General features: G+C 55.5%; 13 protein-coding genes. 9 read left to right on the top strand and 4 right to left on the bottom strand.

What is annotated here, in order from left to right; genetic code table 11:
* Position 1: 1 nt before the first annotated feature.
* A complete protein-coding gene (gene dppF, locus FGI04_RS18395; RefSeq protein WP_407274706.1) occupies positions 2–997 on the top strand; it encodes a dipeptide ABC transporter ATP-binding subunit DppF in 996 nt (331 codons plus the stop codon).
* 69 nt (positions 998–1,066) lie between these two features.
* On the opposite strand, the gene FGI04_RS18390 is transcribed toward dppF, so the two are convergent.
* From FGI04_RS18390 to FGI04_RS18375, 4 genes are all read right to left on the bottom strand, one after another.
* Positions 1,067–1,459, bottom strand: coding sequence for a HipA domain-containing protein (locus tag FGI04_RS18390; protein WP_407337094.1), 393 nt, complete (start codon positions 1,457–1,459; stop codon positions 1,067–1,069).
* Positions 1,460–1,574: 115 nt separating this feature from the next.
* Complete coding sequence (locus tag FGI04_RS18385; RefSeq protein ID WP_342699686.1) at positions 1,575–3,014, bottom strand: aminotransferase-like domain-containing protein; 1,440 nt, start codon at positions 3,012–3,014, stop codon at positions 1,575–1,577.
* Between the two features lie 120 nt (positions 3,015–3,134).
* Entirely contained in the window at positions 3,135–3,506 is a 372-nt protein-coding gene (locus FGI04_RS18380) for a VOC family protein (protein ID WP_342699685.1), read from the bottom strand.
* A gap of 122 nt (positions 3,507–3,628) precedes the next feature.
* Complete coding sequence (locus FGI04_RS18375; protein ID WP_342699684.1) at positions 3,629–4,330, bottom strand: helix-turn-helix transcriptional regulator; 702 nt, start codon at positions 4,328–4,330, stop codon at positions 3,629–3,631.
* A 161-nt stretch (positions 4,331–4,491) separates the two neighbouring features.
* On the opposite strand from FGI04_RS18375, the gene FGI04_RS18370 reads away from it, so the two are divergent.
* The 8 genes from FGI04_RS18370 (at position 4,492) to FGI04_RS18335 (ending at position 17,366) form a co-directional block, all read left to right on the top strand.
* Positions 4,492–5,400 carry an EamA family transporter gene (locus FGI04_RS18370; protein ID WP_342699683.1) on the top strand — a complete coding sequence of 303 codons (909 nt, stop codon included), beginning with the start codon at positions 4,492–4,494 and terminating at the stop codon, positions 5,398–5,400.
* Between the two features lie 411 nt (positions 5,401–5,811).
* Entirely contained in the window at positions 5,812–6,426 is a 615-nt protein-coding gene (gene bcsO, locus FGI04_RS18365; RefSeq protein WP_407322011.1) for a cellulose biosynthesis protein BcsO, read from the top strand.
* Entirely contained in the window at positions 6,417–7,232 is an 816-nt protein-coding gene (gene bcsQ / locus FGI04_RS18360) for a cellulose biosynthesis protein BcsQ (protein WP_342699681.1), read from the top strand. Before bcsO ends, bcsQ begins: the two co-directional genes overlap by 10 nt.
* A gap of 110 nt (positions 7,233–7,342) precedes the next feature.
* The gene (gene bcsA, locus FGI04_RS18355; protein WP_407274339.1) at positions 7,343–9,433 is read left to right on the top strand and encodes a UDP-forming cellulose synthase catalytic subunit; all 2,091 of its coding nucleotides are present in this window, start codon (positions 7,343–7,345) and stop codon (positions 9,431–9,433) included.
* Entirely contained in the window at positions 9,430–11,967 is a 2,538-nt protein-coding gene (gene bcsB, locus FGI04_RS18350) for a cellulose biosynthesis cyclic di-GMP-binding regulatory protein BcsB (protein WP_407337093.1), read from the top strand. Before bcsA ends, bcsB begins: the two co-directional genes overlap by 4 nt.
* Positions 11,968–11,978: 11 nt before the next feature.
* A complete protein-coding gene (locus tag FGI04_RS18345) occupies positions 11,979–15,881 on the top strand; it encodes a cellulose biosynthesis protein BcsC (protein ID WP_407322009.1) in 3,903 nt (1,300 codons plus the stop codon).
* 2 nt (positions 15,882–15,883) lie between these two features.
* Complete coding sequence (gene bcsD / locus FGI04_RS18340; RefSeq protein WP_023641045.1) at positions 15,884–16,351, top strand: cellulose biosynthesis protein BcsD; 468 nt, start codon at positions 15,884–15,886, stop codon at positions 16,349–16,351.
* A gap of 13 nt (positions 16,352–16,364) precedes the next feature.
* Positions 16,365–17,366: a glycosyl hydrolase family 8 gene (locus FGI04_RS18335; protein ID WP_407337092.1), complete on the top strand. Its 1,002-nt coding sequence runs from the start codon at positions 16,365–16,367 to the stop codon at positions 17,364–17,366.
* The last annotated feature ends 306 nt before the right edge of the window (positions 17,367–17,672 follow it).

Genomic DNA, 17,672 nt, shown 5'->3' with positions numbered 1-17,672 from the left:
CATGAATGCTGCCGGGCAGCCGTACCTGCTCGAAGCGATTGATTTGAAAAAACACTACCCGGTGAAAAAAGGGCTGTTCGCGCCGGAGCGACTGGTGAAAGCGCTGGACGGTGTGTCCTTCACGCTGGAACGTGGCAAGACGCTGGCAGTGGTGGGCGAGTCTGGTTGCGGCAAGTCCACGCTGGGACGCCTGCTGACCATGATTGAAACGCCGTCGCATGGCGAGCTGTACTATCAGGGACAGGATTTGCTCAAGCCTGACCCGTCGGCGCAGAAGCTGCGTCGGCAGAAAATCCAGATCGTGTTCCAGAACCCTTATGCGTCGCTCAATCCGCGTAAAAAGGTCGGGCAGATCCTGGAAGAGCCGCTGGTGATCAACACCGAGCTCACCAAGGCGGAACGCCGTGAAAAAGCACTGGCGATGATGGCGAAAGTGGGCCTGAAAACCGAGCACTACGATCGCTATCCGCACATGTTTTCCGGCGGCCAGCGCCAGCGTATCGCTATCGCTCGCGGTCTGATGTTGGATCCGGACGTGGTGATTGCCGATGAACCGGTATCCGCACTGGATGTATCGGTGCGTGCGCAGGTGCTGAACCTGATGATGGATTTGCAGCAGGATCTGGGGCTGTCTTACGTGTTTATCTCACACGACCTGTCGGTGGTAGAACACATTGCTGACGAAGTGATGGTGATGTATCTGGGCCGTTGTGTCGAGAAAGGCAGCAAAGACGCGATTTTTAACAATCCGCGCCATCCGTACACCCAGGCGCTGTTGTCTGCAACGCCACGTCTCAACCCGGACGCCCGCCGTGAACGTATTAAACTGACCGGCGAGCTACCAAGCCCTCTGAACCCGCCGCCGGGCTGCGCCTTTAACGCGCGCTGCCAGCACCGTTTCGGCACCTGCACCCAGTTGCAACCGCAACTGAAACCGCACGGCGAGCAACTGGTCGCCTGTTTCGCGGTGGAACAGGAAGACAGTCAGGTTAGCTGACGTCTGTGGTGAGTAAAAACAGCCCCGACTAAAATCGGGGCTGTTTTACGATTGGCGAGCAGGCACGCTTTACTCCCTTAATTGCCGCCACTTGCTATCGATCTCCCGCTGAATGCTGGTAATCAATGGTGCCGGGAGGCTGAAATGGCTGGCTTCCCGATGAAAGTTTTTGGCGATGTCATAGAGCTCATCCGCTATGTTGAGAACCTCTTTAGCCTTTGATAAACCAGCCTGCCCCGCCAGTTGTTCCATTGCGCTTAAGGTAATGCGTGAGCCATGACCATTAAACGCCGTCATATGCTCTCTCTGTGGTGAAGGGCTGTAGACCACATCGTAAAATGGGGACAGTCGCCAGTGATCCTGATCGTCTGCCAGAAATGAAAAATTCTTAGCGTGATCGTCCTGGTTGACCAACAGGTAATTGAACAGAGCCCGACGCAGTAATTTTCTGGCTTCTTCCACGCCGCACAGCAGCCGTGTATAGCGATAGCATTCTGAGGCTCCAGATGGCTTTATTGCTATAATGGTAGCAATTAATGAGAAAAAATGATCTTTATTGCCACTATAGTAGCACTTTTTATTTGGTTATACCTTCGTGATCCTCATGGCGACGTGGTGGGGGCTCCTGCACCCAGCGCGCTAACAATTGAATGGCCTGATGGACGTCTTCGTTCCAGCCAAAACCAGCATTCAGACGCAGGCAGTGGTCGTAGCGTTGGTCGGTGGCGAAAATATGTCCCGGCGCGATGCCGATTCCCTCTTGCCGGGCGCGGGAAAACAGCTCGCGCGACGAGCAACAGCCTGGTGGCAGCGTCACCCAAATGGCGTAACCGCCTTGCGGCTGTGAAATTTGTGTACCGAACGGGAAGTAATGCTGCACCGCCTGACGCAGTCGCCCGACCTGAGCTGCGAGTTCGCGGCGCAGTTTGCGCAAGTGAGCGTCATAACCGCCGTTGCGCAATAGTTCAGCCAATGCCACCTGTGGCGTCAGTGACGTGCCCATGGTGGAGGTAAATTTGAGGGCGGCGAGCTTACGACGCCAGCGTGCGCTGCTGACCCAGCCGATACGAATGCCGGGGCCGACTGTTTTGGAAAAACCGTTGCAGAGCAGCACATTGGGGCTGAATGTACGTAACGGAAACGGCCGCTGCTCGCCAAAGGCGGTGTCGGCAAAGGTATCGTCTTCAATCAGTGCGATATCGTGGCAGTCCGCCGCTTCAGCGATGCGGCGCTTATAGCTATCCGGCAGGCTGGTGCCGAGCGGGTTGTTGATATTGGTCAGTGAGATGAACGCGCTGACCTGACGTTGACTGAACAGGGATTCCAGTTGCGCCACATCCACGTGCCCGCTGGCGTCCTGCCCGACTTCCACTACCCGCAATTCCAGATTGCGCAACATCTGCAACAGCACGAAATAGCAAGGCGATTGTACCGCCACCGCGTCACCGCTGCGGGTGACCGCCCGCAATGACAACGACAGCGCTTCAATGCAACCGTTGGTGATCAGGATATCCTCAGGATGTAGGTGGCAGCCGTAATCCAGTGCCCGGCGGGCAATTTCTTCTTTTAGCGGCTGGTAGCCGTTACCCTTGACGTCGTTACCTAGCATCATTGGATTGGTGTAGCTGGCCTGGCGGATGAGCCTGCCCATTTTTTTCAGCGGATAGAGTGCGTTATCGCCATTCGCCAGGTCGAGCCGCACCCGGCATTCAGTACCCACCAGCGACAGATGTAATTCGGTTTGTTCGTCGAGCACGGGCAGCGCGACGGGCTGTGGTGCACAGGCGATCGCATTGCGACCTGGGGCGGCGACAAAAAAGCCGGATTTGGGGCGCACGAGGGCGAAATGTTCGTCTTCCAGCGTTCGCAGGACTTTCATAGCGGTCGTGACGCTGATGCCATGTTGCTGCGCCAGTGACCGTACTGAGGGGAGCCGATGATGGATGGGCAACGTGCCGCTCTGGATAGCCTGAATAAAATGGTCGGCGATTTGACGGTAACGGGGCAGGTCTGGCATCGGGAAGTCCCTGGCGTCGACAGTGATGCTGACAGGTTACGTTGAAGTGTGGGTGACAGGCAAATTTGCCTGATAGCGACACCGGCCGCCCCGCAGGCCAACGGGACGGCTGGGTCATCATCAGGCATCGAGATAGGCAAAAGCGCGCAGGCGATGACCGTCCGGGTCTTGCACGGTAAAGGTATAGCCAAAATCCATGGTGGTCGGTGTTTGGATCACGGTGACTTCTTGTGCCGTCCAGCGAGCGTAACAGGCATCTACCGCTGCCTGATCCGGCAGACGAAAGGCCAGCTCGCTAGAAAAACCCGGCTGGGCAACGGTGGGCTCTACGGTGTGTTTTGACCACAGTCCTAAAACCAGATCGGTTTTCAGTGCAAACATCGCAAAGGTAGGCGATTGCTCTACCGGTGCCAGACTGAGTAACTGACTATAAAAACGGGCGCTACGGGCCGGGTTATCAACGTAGAAAAGAACGTAATGGGCATCTGTCATGGTGCTCTCCACTATCAGGGATACACGGGCTGTGTGGCGTATCATGGCGCACGACAACCCAGGTCAGGAAATCCGGCTGTGTGCCGTATTCGTACCTTACCCCACCCTGCTGACAATTTTTGTCAGCAGTCTTCGTTGGACAAGCGGATGCCTTGTTGCTCCCGCCATTGTTTGAATAAACGACGCCGTGATGTCGGATAGATGTCGGTTTCGACCGTAAAGGCGAGAATGCGATCGGTACGGAAATGGCGGAACGCCTGACGGGTTTCACACCAGGCACCAAGAACGCGAGCTTGCTCGAAATAACCCAGAACGAATGGCCAAATCAATCGGGTTGAGGTGTTGCCCTGGCCGTCCTGATAATGCAGGGTGACTTTGTGCTCGTCGCGTATTGCCTGGCGCAGTGGTTGCAGGTCAACGCTATCGCTTACTGACAGCGTCATCGGCGCCACCAGCAGGGTGGTGTTATCCAGCGTATCGCGCAACGCATTGGGCAGGATGGCGGCAATTTTCATCAGCGCGTTTCTGGCGCTCTCCTGTAAACGCGGGTCTGCCTGTCTGACGACCCAACGAGACCCCAGCACCAGCGCTTCAATCTCCTCTTCGGTAAACATCAGCGGTGGCAGGGTAAAACCCGGTTGCAGCACGTAACCGAGACCCGCTTCGCCGACAATCGGCGCGCCCTGCGATTGCAACGTGGCGATATCGCGATATAGCGTGCGCAGGCTGATCCCCAGTGTTTCTGCCAGTTGCGGGCCGGGAACGGCAAAACGATGGCTTCTTAGTAATTGAATCAGGGTGAGCAGGCGTTGAGCGCGGGACATGGCGCGATTTTCCTCTTAAACCGGGTGTGGCGATTGTAACCGGATACCGTGATTTTTCACCGGTACTCTGTATTACCTGTCATTGCGTATAACTGTGTCTGTCGGCTGTACCTGTTTGCCAGTAGCTTACTCACAGGTGTGACGTTTAAGGGCAGAGAAAAATGACAATAAAAGATCAGTTGCTGGCATTGTGCGTAGTAGTGGTATGGGGTGTGAATTTTGTGGTGATGAAGATTGGCTTACATGATATGCCACCGTTTTTGTTGGCCGGGTTGCGTTTTTTGCTGGTAGCGCTGCCGGCTATTTTACTGGTGCCACGCCCGGCGTTGCCGCTACGCTGGCTGGCTGCTTATGGTATGACCATCAGTTTCGGGCAGTTCGCATTTTTGTTTTGCGCCATAAAAATGGGGATGCCGGTTGGCATGGCGTCGTTGGTTATCCAGGCGCAGGCGTTTTTTACCCTGATGCTGGGGGCATGGTGGCTGGGTGAGCGCCTGCAATGGAATCACTGGCTGGGGATTTTGGTAGCGGCACTGGGCATGGTGGTATTGTCCGGGGGGCATGCCGCTAATGCCTCACTGCCGGGTATGACACTGACCACGTTGATGCTGACGCTGGCCGCGGCGGCGTCCTGGGCCTGTGGCAATCTCTGTAACAAGCAAATTATGCGTCGTTATCAGGTCAACGCTATGTCGCTGGTGGTCTGGAGTGCCTTGATTCCGGTGGGGCCGTTTCTGTTGTGTTCCTGGGTATTCGAAGGCGCGGACACCATCGTCGCAAGCCTGATAACGATGCGTTTGCCGACCATGCTGGCGCTGATGTATCTGTCGTTTATTTCTACGCTGATTGGGTATGCCATCTGGGGCAATTTGTTGTCGCGCTACGAGACCTGGCGGGTTGCACCGTTGTCGTTGTTGGTGCCGGTCGTCGGCATACTGAGTGCGTCGCTCTTACTGGGGGAAAGTCTGTCCGGCAGGCAACTGTCAGGGGCCGCGCTGGTTATGCTGGGATTACTGGTCAACGTATTTGGCGCACGGCTATGGCTGTTTCGATGGGTGCGACAGTCGTAACAAGGTGTCCTGCTGTATCACGGCATTCACACCGCACGGTTGCGCAAGACACGTATTGATGGGGTGATTATTTAATTTATTTTAACGATTTGGTTAATATTTAATCGTGGATTTCGGGTGGAGACTAGACTATCTTCTCGCAGTACATTTATTATACCGCCTTGAGGGAGTGGTTTCCGCTGTAATTAGCGTGAATTTAACTATCAAGACAGTGAACGTTTAGCTGATAGATTATGTTGCTTTAAACACGTTAGAGAATGAAAAGTTTACTTATAGGATATTTATTTATTTTTCTTGGGTAATTTACCTTCATCACAAATCTCGGTATAAGACTAATCTTAAAAGAGCGTTTTTTGCGCTGTTGTTCCGCGCTATTTAGCCGTCATCCTTTTCCAGGGAAATGTCAGTTAGATGAATAGTTATGATGATATGCAACGCTTTAAGGATAAAGCCCAGATAAAAGATATTAATTTCAGGGACATGTCCGGACAGGTATTGCAATCTGACACTGTTGTCTGGCCGATCATGAAACAACTGTTGCGCAATCAGGCGGATGACGATTCGCTGTCTGGTGCGCAAGCGGTGGGTGTGGCTCAACCTGTGCCCGCGAACCTGCACGCCTTGTCTGCGACCGTGCCGACATCGCCTCGTCGCGTGGTGCCTCCTTCTCCTCTGGTTCCTGATACGCCAGTGGATGACTCACGTTCGCTGCTGAGTGCTGTTGCTGCGTCATTGCCGCCTGCCGGGGTAGCGCCTGCGCCGCAGATACAACCACTGTCACCAATGCAACCACAGCAACCGGTGGTCACCGGGAGTAACGCGGTGTTGCAACCCGAAGCGGTACGCCCTCATCCGTTATCACCGGCACCTATGCTGTCTGTTCCTGTCACGGACGATGCATCAATGGCGACCGATACTGGCCGATTCCGCCAGTTATTCAATGTTCAACGTCATGATGAAACCCATTCGGGTTCCAAGACGATGTTATTAAAACCCTTGTTGGAGAAAATTGCGTTATGCCGTTAGTTTGTATCTGTTCTCCGAAAGGTGGCGTAGGTAAAACCACCATGGCGGCTAATCTGGCATATGCGCTGGCCCGTGGGGGTAGCAAAGTGCTGGCGATCGACTTCGATGTGCAAAATGCCTTGCGTCTGCATTTTGGCGTGCCGCTTGGCGACGAACGTGGTTATGTCGCTAAATCCGATGAAACGGCGGACTGGAGCCAGTCTATTCTGACCTCGGGCGATAATATTTTTGTGCTGCCTTACGGCAACGTCACCGAAGAGCAGCGACTGGCATTTGAGCACCGTCTGGCGAGTGACCCACTGTTTCTTAAACGTGGTCTTAGTTCGGTGATGAATTATCCGGGGCTGGTGATCGTAGCGGATTTTCCGCCGGGACCGAGCCCGGCCCTGAAGGCCATGACGGAACTGGCCGACCTGCATTTGGTGGTGATGATGGCGGATACGGCCTCTCTGTCGCTGATGCCACATGTTGAAGGCAACAAGCTGACAGGGCAGCCTCTCAACCACCGCAAAGGTTCTTACCTGCTGCTCAATCAGACGGATAACCGTCGTGCGGTCAGCAGTCAGGTCACCTCGTTTGTTCAGCAACGCATGGCGGACAAACTGATAGGCAGTGTGCACCGCGATGAAAGCGTGGCTGAAGCCAATGCGTCCCAACGCTCTATTTTTGATTTCAGCCCGGTGTCTGCCGCTGCATTTGATATTGAGCTGATTGGAAAGCGCGTTGCTGCGCTGCTGGATATTAGAATCGGCAATGGAGAAGTTCACGCCGATCTGCCAGCCTATCAGGCTGTTATGAACCACTAGTCGCCGGTTCCGGCTATATTTGTGAAGAAATTGATATTCTCCGGCCGGTTTTCCCGGCACAAGGTGTGTGCGCGCAAATATTTTCCATCAATTAAATATCAGGATAATCGATGAAAAAGATCCTGTTTTTAGCCGTGCTGTTGCTATTGTTACCGGTTGCGGCGGTGATTGTTATCACCCCAATGGATAGTGAAAAACAATATATTTTTGGTTTGATTAGTCTGGCATTAATGTTGTTGCTGGGCTTCAATAAAAGTCGGCAGGTGACGCTGATACTGATTATTTTGTCGGTACTCTCTTCGACGCGCTATATATATTGGCGCGCAACAGCAACCCTGCATTTCAATTCTGAAATCGAAGCTATTCTCGGTATTGGGCTGTTTATTGCCGAGTTCTATGTCTGGATTGTGTTGTTATTAGGCTTTCTCCAGACCGCCTGGCCGCTGGAGCGCGTCATTGAGCCGATGCCGGAGGACACTCAATTGTGGCCGACGGTGGATGTGTATATTCCTACCTATAACGAAAGCCTGGATGTGGTGCGTGATACGGTACTGGCGGCGCAGTGCATCGATTATCCGCGCGAGAAAGTGAAAATTTATCTGCTGGATGATGGTAAACGTAGTGAGTTCGCCGTGTTCGCCTCGCAGGCTGGCATCGGTTATATCACCCGCGATAACAACTCGCACGCCAAGGCCGGTAACCTTAACCACGCGCTCAAGCTGACCCAGGGTGAGCTGATTTGCGTATTTGACTGTGACCATGTCGCCAAGCGTATCTTCCTGCAAGCTACGGTGGGCCCCTTCCTGTCAGACCCGAAACTGGCCCTGTTGCAGACGCCGCACTACTTTTATTCGCCGGACCCGTTCGAACGTAACCTGCGCGCAGCGCGGGATATGCCAAACGAAGGCGCGTTGTTTTACGGGCCGGTGCAGCAAGGCAACGACCTCTGGAACGCCGCTTTTTTCTGCGGCTCCTGTGCGGTGATTCGTCGCTCGGCGTTGATGGAGATCGGTGGTTTTGCGGTGGAAACCGTAACGGAAGACGCGCATACCGCCATCAAGATGCAGCGTAAAGGCTGGAAGTCCGCGTTTTTGTCAATTCCGCTGGCAGCGGGACTGGCGACGGAACGACTGGTACTGCATGTGATTCAGCGTACCCGCTGGGCGCGCGGGATGACGCAGATTTTCCGGGTCGATAACCCGTTATTCGGGCGCGGACTGACCTTGCCGCAACGGTTGTGTTACCTCAACGCCATGCTGCATTTCCAGTTTGGTCTGCCGCGCGTGGTGTTCCTGACCGCGCCGCTGGCTTATCTGCTGTTTAATCTCAATATTATTCATGCCTCAGCGGCCATGATTTTCGCCTATGCGCTGCCACATCTGGTGGTATCGATGTATGTCAACTCGCGTATGAACGGGCGTTTTCGCTATAGCTTCTGGGGTGAAATTTATGAAACGGTGATGGCGTTCCATCTGGTTATCCCGACCATTGTTACCCTGTTTTCACCGACGCGCGGCAAGTTCAACGTAACTGATAAAGGCGGTTTGTTGGACGAAGGGTTTTTTGATTTCCGCATTGTGCGTCCGCATATCGTTGCGGCGGTGTTGCTGGTGGCAGGTGTGTGTGCTGGCATTACCCGCATCGTGGCACATGACTATTTCAACGTTGACCCTTATGTGATGTTGCTGAACGTCGGGTGGGCGCTGTTTAGCTTGCTGACCCTGCTGGCGGCGATAGCCGTAGCCCGGGAAACCAAGCAGGTGCGCAAGACCATCCGTATCGATGTGGATGTGCCGGCTATCATCCATTACGCCAGCGGTATTGCTTCGCGTACCACGACCATCAATCTATCGATGGGCGGGGTACAGCTTAAAGCGCCGGATCTGCGCCATAAAACCGATGAAATTGAAGCGGTGGAACTGTTGCTGCAATCCAGCGAAATTTGTCTGCCAGCGCAGTCGGTGGCGGCAGATGACGACATTATTCGCCTGCAATTTGACGATATTCCACTGGCCCAGCGTCGGGCGCTGGTGCGCGTGGTGCTGTCGCGTGCGGATGCCTGGATGAGTCAGCCCTGGCAGAAAGATCGTCCTTTGCGTTCTCTGTGGGCGGTAGTGTGCACCGTTTGCGCGTTCTTCTGGATGAGTGTGAGAGGCCGTAGCAGAAAAGCGGACCTGAAGAAGGAGGACGTTGCCGCATGATAACGCCACGTTTTATCAAAGCGCTGTTGCCTTTGTGTGTCGGCAGTGTGCTGGCGCTGTGTGGTCATGGTGTGCTGGCTGCCGGTGACGCCGCCGATGAGCCATTGCCCTCGATGCTGAGCCCTGGTGGCAATAGTCCGCAGCCGACGACGGCCGAACCGACGCCTGTGACGACGGTTGCGCCAACACCGGCACCGTTACCCGATATGCCGCCGGTAACCTCACCGACGGTATCGCCAGCGGCATCACCATTATCATCGGCAACATCGGTTATACCGGCGACGCCGTCCCCGGTCGTGCCAGAAACGACGTCGCCGCTGACAACGCCTTCCATGCTGTTGCCGACTCCAGTGGGCGATCCGGCGGCAGGTTATCAGCCATTGTCCAGTGATGTCTCCGTCGCGCAGATGGGGCAAGCACAGGGAATTACCCTGGCCGGGGGACAGGTACAGGCCGGGGTGATTTTTACCCTGCCGGGCGATCAGGTTGTGACTAACGCACGGTTGGATTTGGCGTTGCGGGTGTCGCCGGAACTGGCGGCGCTGAATACGTCGATGCAACTGATGTTAAACGGTCAGCCGCTGGGCACCGTGCCATTGAGTGCGGCTACGGGCGACAGCACGCTGTTTCAGTTGGATATTCCTGCCGCGATGGTGGTGTCCAGCAACAACCTGAGTTTTCGCATCAATGATGCCGATCGCTTGCTGTGTGAGCGCGATAGCGCGACCCGTTACAACCTGACCATTTTGCCGACGACGATGCTGCATCTGGAAGGTCAGCAACTGGATATCGGTACCCGGCTGGAGAATTTCCCGCGCCCGTTTATCGACCCGTTGCAGATGACGCCTGCCACAGTGACGATGGTGTTCCCGACCACGGTGAACCCTTCAGAGGTGAGTGCCGCCTCGCTGGTGGCCTCCTGGCTGGGGATGCGGATGGACGGCTACGGCGTGACGTTCCCGGTAATACGTGATGCGTTGCCCGAGAAAAGCGGCATCGTGTTCGGCCGCCCGGGGGATAAGGTCGGCACGCTGACGTTGCCGGAGGTAGCAGGCCCTACCTTGCAACTGATTGATAACCCAGTGAACCCGGTTTACAAACTGATGCTGGTGGTCGGTAAGGATGACGAGCAATTACGACAGGCGGCCTACCGTCTGGTGAGCCAGCCATTCACTGGTGATGCCTCAAGCCTGTCGGTCACGCCGCAGAAGATACCGTTTCGTCGTGCCTACGACGCGCCGCGCTGGATTAATACCGACCGACCGGTACGGTTGAGTGAATTGTTGCGCAACGATCAAAGTATGACGGTCAATGGGCTGTGGCATGAGGCACTGCGTATTAATTTCCGTGCCGCGCCGGACTTGTTCTTGTGGGATGGCGATACCATCCCGGTCACCGTTAATTACCGTTTCCCGTCAGAATCCTGGATTGACGAGAAACGCTCGTACCTGAATGTGATGCTCAACGGTACATTCTTGCGCAATCTGACGGTGAATAAGATTGGTGTACTGCAACAGCTATGGCGTGAGATGGGGGGAGACTCCCGTCAGGAGAGCTATACGCTTAAAGTGGATCCGTATTTGATTTATGGATACAACCAGTTCCAGCTCTATTTCAATATTCGGGCAAAGGATGACGCGCCGTGCAGTGTGTTGCTCAACAACAATATCAAGAGCCAGATTGCTGACAGTTCGTCTATCGACCTGAGTCGTACGCGCCATTTCACTATGTTGCCGAACCTCTCCTACTTCGTGGGAGTGGCATTCCCGTTTAGCCGTCAGGCGGATTATGCCCAGACTGTGATGCTGCTGCCGGAAAACCCGAGCAATGCTGAAATTGGTTTGCTGCTGGACCTGGCGGGTCGTGCCGGTGATGCCACCGGGGTAAGTCTTAATCACAACCGTGTGATGTTTGGGCTGCCGACCAATGCCGCCGATCGCCAGAAGCTGGAAAACAGTGACGTGCTGACCGTGACCACCTTGCAGCAGGCCGCGTTCAACCAAACCTTGCTGTCCGATTCACCGTACACCGTGAACCCTCACACCTTTGGCGTTAAGACGCCGAGTACGTGGGCCCATTTGCGTACGTTGATGACCGGTGACTGGGAGCGCACGCCGATCGATGCCGACCGTTATTTTTCGTCTAATCAGGCCTGGCGTGGCTTCCTGAGTTACCGCTCACCGTGGAGTTCCCGTCATGTGGTGGTGGTCGCGACCGGCAGCAGCGATGAGCAGCTATTGCGGTTATATGGCGACCTGAACTCACCCAACATTAACGCCGCAGTGCGGGGCGATACCGCCATTATTACCGACGAGAACGGCGTGCGCAGTTTTCGGGTAGGGCCGCAGTTCCCCAGCGGTGAAATGCCCTGGTACATGATGATTGTCTGGTACGCCAATCAGCACTCGGTGTATCTGGCGGTGATGGCGTTGCTGTTGGCAGCGGCGGTAGGGCTGAGCCTGGCATCGGTTCTCCGGCGTTTGGCGGAAAAAAGACTGTCGACCCGACGTGATGCGGGAACGGATAAAAAATAAGCGAGCCACGTATGAAAATAACGACCTTAACCGCCCGCATCCGTCAGTCACTGTCTCTTACCGGGGTGGTGGTCAGCGGCATGCTGTCGACTTGCGCACTGGCGGCACAGACCAATCCGGCGTTACAGGCGCTGTTTGATCAGGCGGATTACTGGCATCAACGTTCTCATGACGATCTTGCCCGTAGCGCGTTGCAGAAAATCCTGATGGTGGATGCCAACAACACCAAGGCGCTGTATTTGATGGCACTATACGCCCAGAACAGCGGCGACAGTGCTGAAGCCGCCAAATGGCGCGAACGTTTGAGCAAGGTATCGCCGCAGGACCCGCTATTGCAGTCGCTGGATAATGCCCGCCAGGCGGCGGCCATCCCGCAGTCGCAACTGGCGCTGGCGCGCCAACAGGCCCGCAGCGGTAATATCAGTGCGTCGTTGCAAACCTGGCGTAATCTGTTTAGCGGTAACCAGCCGCCTGCTGGCATCGCGGCTGAATACTATCTGACCATGGCGGGTGACCGGACATTACTGCCGCAGGCGATTGACCATTTGCGCGAGCTGACAGCGGCGCACCCGCAGGATACCAGCGCTGAGGTCGCGCTCGGCAAGGCACTGACCTATCAGGAGCCGACCCGCCGTGAGGGGTTGCAGATATTGAGCGGGCTGGCATCGGGCAGTACCGATGCGGATCAGGCGATGCGTCAGGCACTGTTGTGGCTGGGCCCGAAAGCCGAGGACGCGCCGCTCTATCAGCTCTATCAGCAGCGACATCCACAGGATACGGCGGTGATGGATTATTACCGCAAAAATGTGGGTGGAAACGAGAAAGACAAAGGCTTTACCGCGCTTAACAGCGGCGATCTTTCCAGTGCGCAAACGGCGTTCGGTCAGGTATTGCAGGCTAACCCGGAAGATGCAGACGCGCTGGCGGGGATGGGGTATGCGGCTCAGCGGCGCGGTGATTTTGCCGCCGCGGCGTCCTATCTGGAGAGGGCAGCCCGGCAGGGCGGTGAGAACAGCACACAGCGTCAGCAGCAGGCCGAGGATGCCCGTTTCTACGCTCAACTGGCGAATGCCCAGCAGGCAATGAAAAGTGGCGATACCGCGCAGGCGTTGAGCCTGAGCGAGCCGTTGGTGCAGGCGAGTGGTGATAAAGGGATGGCGGCGAAGCTGTTCCGGGCTGATGTGTTGCGCCGCACCAACAATTTTCCGCAAGCGGAGCGTCTGTACCGTGACATCCTGCAAACCGATGCGGATAACCGTAATGCCAAAGAAGGATTGTATTACGTGCTGCGCGAGCAGAACCGCACCGCTGAAGCCAATACCTTGTTTGCGGCGTTACCGGAGAGTGTGCGTCGCAGCATGGCGCCGCGTCCAGTCGCGACCAGCTCTCCGATTCGTAATGAAGCCAAACAGGCACTGGCGGTGGGTGATACAGCCAGGGCGATTGGCCTGTTGCAACAAGGGGTGCAGCGTTTTCCGAACGACGGCTGGTTGAGGCTCGATCTGGCGCGGATTTACCAGCAACAGGGCAATACCACTGCCGCCACCTCGTTAATGCAGCCTTTGTTCCGGGCCGGTGCCAGTGGGGACGACCTCTACGCGGCGGCGTTGTTCGCCAGCGAAAATAACGCCTGGCAACAGGCCAGCACGTTGCTGTCACGTATTCCGCCGCGCGATCAGAATGAAGAGAGCCGCAGTCTGGCGCGACGCGTTAATTTCAATTTGCAGATGGCGACCGCTCAGGTGTATCTGTCGCGGGGTGAGAACGCCGCGGCTGCCAACACCTTGCGGGCGTTGTCGGTGACACCGCCGGATAACCCGGCGGATGCCGGTAAACTGGCCCGGGCGCTCGCCGCGTCGGGCGACACTACCGCTGCTGTGGCGGTGGTACGCAGCAATATGCAGCGCGGTGTTCAGGGTAATGCGGGCGATTATGCGGATCAGGTTGGGGTACTGAATCAGGCAGGGCTGGGTGATGAAGCGCAGTCGTGGTTGAGCCGTCCTGAGCTGGTGGCGCGCAGCACGCCTGCGCAGTTGGATGAACTGCGCACCGGTTTTGTGGTGCGAGAAGCCGACCGTCTGCGGGAGAACCAGCAGTATGCGCAGGCGTATGACAAGCTGGCCCGTGCGTTGCAACGCGATCCGAAAAATACCGACCTGATGTTCGCGATGGCCCGGTTATATCAGTCCGGCAAAATGAATAAAGAGGCGGCAGACGTTTACGACTATCTGTTGGCGCACGATACGCCGACACAAGAAGCCCGTGTCGGTGCCATCAATGTGGCGCTGGAACGGCATGACGCGCAAAAGGCGCACGCACTGTCCACCGGGTTGCAGGGTGAACAGACACCGGAGCGGCTGTTATTGCTGGCCCGGGTGGCGGATGCCGAAGGCAACCGCGATCAGGCGTTGGCTTACCTGAAAACTGCCCGTGCCAAAGCCGTGGGGCTGGAAGGGGCCACGCCGGGCAAAACGCCCGCGATTGGTGGCCTGGCGATGGCGGATAATCCGTTCATTGATCGCTCGACACTTGCCACCACCCGCAAGGCCAGCAACCCTTCCGCGTATGGCGGTGTGATGCCATGGCAGCAACGTCCTGATGCTGCTGGCGGTGATACCGTGGTGGTTGCAGGCACGGCGACGCAACAGCCAACGGCAACACTCACCCAGATCAACACCATGATGGACGATCTGGAGCGGGATAGCGGTGGCTGGGTGCAGACCGGAGTGCAGATTCGTGGCCGCGATGGTGAGTCGGGTTTAAGTCGGTTAACCGAAGCCAAAGCGCCGTTGACCTGGTCGAGTGGCTCGTTTGGCGACTCTCGTATCAATTTTAACGTTACGCCGATGACACTAAGTGCGGGTTCGTCAAGCGGTGATGCGAACCGACGATTTGGGACAGGTGCTTTGGCTCAAGCACTCAATGCAGCTAATCAAACATTGGTCAATGAGTTGGGGGGGAATTTCAACCTTGCCTCTCTCTCATCTGCTCAGGTGCTAAATATTCTCCAAAATTCTACGAAGAAACCGAATATCGATCAGGTCACGGTGGATTCACAGGGTAAGCAAAATGCCTCTGGTGCAGAGCTGAATCTGGCGCTGATCGGTAAGAATTATAAAGTTGACCTGGGTAGTACGCCGTTGGGCCAGGAGCTGAATACTCTGGTCGGCGGGGTACAGTGGTCGCCTAAACTGACGGACTTCCTGACGCTGGTGGTGACGGGTGAACGTCGTGCAGTAACGGATAGCCTGTTGTCATATGTCGGTGCCAAGGATTCGCTGACTGGTAAACGCTGGGGACAGGTCACCAAAAACGGCGGCAATGTGCTGTTGAGCTACGATAACGGTGATGTCGGGTTCTATGGCGGCGGCGGCGCTTACAGTTACCTTGGTGACAATGTGAAGAGCAATACCGGCGTGATGGCGAATGCTGGTGCTTATATACGGCCCTTCCATGACCGCGATCGTGAGTTGAAAACCGGTATTAGTTTGAGCTGGATGAACTTTGCCAACAACCTGGGGTACTACAGTTTCGGTCAGGGGGGCTATTTCAGCCCGCAGGATTATGTCTCCGTGTCGTTCCCAGTGGAATGGAGCCAGAAATATGACGACCTGAGCGTCAGGGCGGGCGTGTCGGTGGGGTACCAGTCTTACTCGCGTGATCGGAGTGATTACTTCCCGAATAATCCAGACTGGCAAAGAGCCTTGGAAGGTGCCGAACTCCTGGGGCTGGCCAAAGAATCCCACTATGCGGGTGATAGCAAGAGCGGTATCGGCTACAACGTGCATGTTGGTGCGGATTATCGCGTCACCAAGGACGTGACCGTCGGTGGGCAGATGGGCTATGACACCTTTGGCAACTATAACGAAACCACGGCACAGCTCTATTTCCGCTACGGGCTCGGAGGTAAATAAGCATGAGTGACCTGCAACAGCATGCATTGAACTATTATCGCCAGCAGCAATTGCCGCCTGGCTGGGCAGATTTGTTCGGTGTGATCGTCAATGGGATGATGGATAGCGCCGGTGAGCAGGAAGGGCTGGCGTTTTTACGCCACATGGGCAGGCAATTGGCGGAACGTTATTCGTTGCCTGCGGCGGTTACCGTTGCCGACCTTGAACGGGAGATGAATCAGGTATTGTCCCTGTTTCACTGGGGATGTGTAGACCTGCGGCCGTATGAAAACCGGCTGGAAATTTATCATCTGTCATTGCCTGTTTTGGTGGGGGCAGCGGGTAGCACGCGATGGAGGATGTCAATGGCGGCAGTATTGCAAGGACTCTACAGCCATTGGCTATGTGAGCAGGGCGGAGCGGAATATGTCCCGCTGTCCTGTGAGGAAACCGACAATGGCTCGATTTTGCTGTTTCGTTATCAGCATTGAGCCGGGGGATAACATGATAAAGCCAATGTGGCGTGGTTGGGTATTGATAGCGATGATGTGGTTTAGCGTGTCGGCAACGGCAGCAACCGGTTGGGAAACCTACAAAAGCCACTTCATGACCCCAGATGGACGCATTCAGGATACGGGCAACAAGAACGTCAGTCATACCGAAGGCCAGGGATTTGCCATGTTGATGGCGGTGCACTATGGCGACCGTGCCGCATTCGATAGTCTGTGGAACTGGACGCAGAGCCACCTCAGGGATACGTCCAGCGGCTTGTTTTACTGGCGCTATGACCCATCAGCAGCCAATCCGGTCGTTGATAAAAACAACGCGTCGGATGGTGATGTACTGATTGCGTGGGCGCTGCTGAAGGCCGGGAACAGGTGGCAGGACAATAGCTATTTGCAAGCCTCGGACGCTATTCAGAAAGCGGTCATCAGTCATGAGATTATCCAGTTTGCTGGTCATACCGTGATGTTGCCCGGTGCCTATGGCTTCAATAAAAACAGTTATGTGGTCCTGAATCCCTCCTATTTCCTGTTCCCTGCCTGGCAAGATTTTGCTCGTCGCAGCCACCTACAGGTGTGGCGGCAACTGATTGACGATGGTTTATCGCTGATTGGTGAAATGCGCTTCGGTCAGGTTGGCTTACCGACGGACTGGGTGGCGTTGAACGCGGATGGCACGATGGCACCCGCCACGGCCTGGCCGTCGCGTTTCAGTTATGACGCTATCCGTGTGCCGTTATACCTGTACTGGTATGATGCCAAAACCACAGCACTGGTACCGTTCCAGTTGTACTGGCGTAATTATTCCCGTCTGGCAACACCCGCCTGGATTGATGTGCTGAGCAATAATACCGCGCCGTACTCGATGCAGGGCGGCTTACTGGCGGTTCGTGACCTGACGATGGGTAACCTTGACGCATTGAGTGATCAGCCAGGTGCCGCGGAAGATTACTACTCATCCAGCTTACGCCTGTTGGCGATGATGGCGGCACGTCACCAATAACGAGATTTTCCTACACATGGCGGGGTTCTCTCCTCGCCATACTCCTCTTCTCTCATCCCCCTTTGTCGGTTCGTGCTTCACGCTTTGTTAACCTGATTGTTACCCGTGATCCCATTCACAAAAAAATCTTATGAATCAGCGCAGAATAGTGCTGTGGCTCGGTTTTTCACGTGCCTGAAAGCGTGTGGGTTATGCGTGATGTTACCAGTAGATTAATGCAATGTTTTTGGGAAGGGTTTTGTTGAAGCGATTTAGCTCTTGTTTTTAACCGGACGTTCACAAACTAAAGTTATAAAAGTATTTTCT

Source organism: Dickeya ananatis (assembly GCF_019464615.1).
Classification (GTDB): domain Bacteria; phylum Pseudomonadota; class Gammaproteobacteria; order Enterobacterales; family Enterobacteriaceae; genus Dickeya; species Dickeya oryzae.
This window is presented reverse-complemented; position numbering and strand designations above follow the sequence as displayed.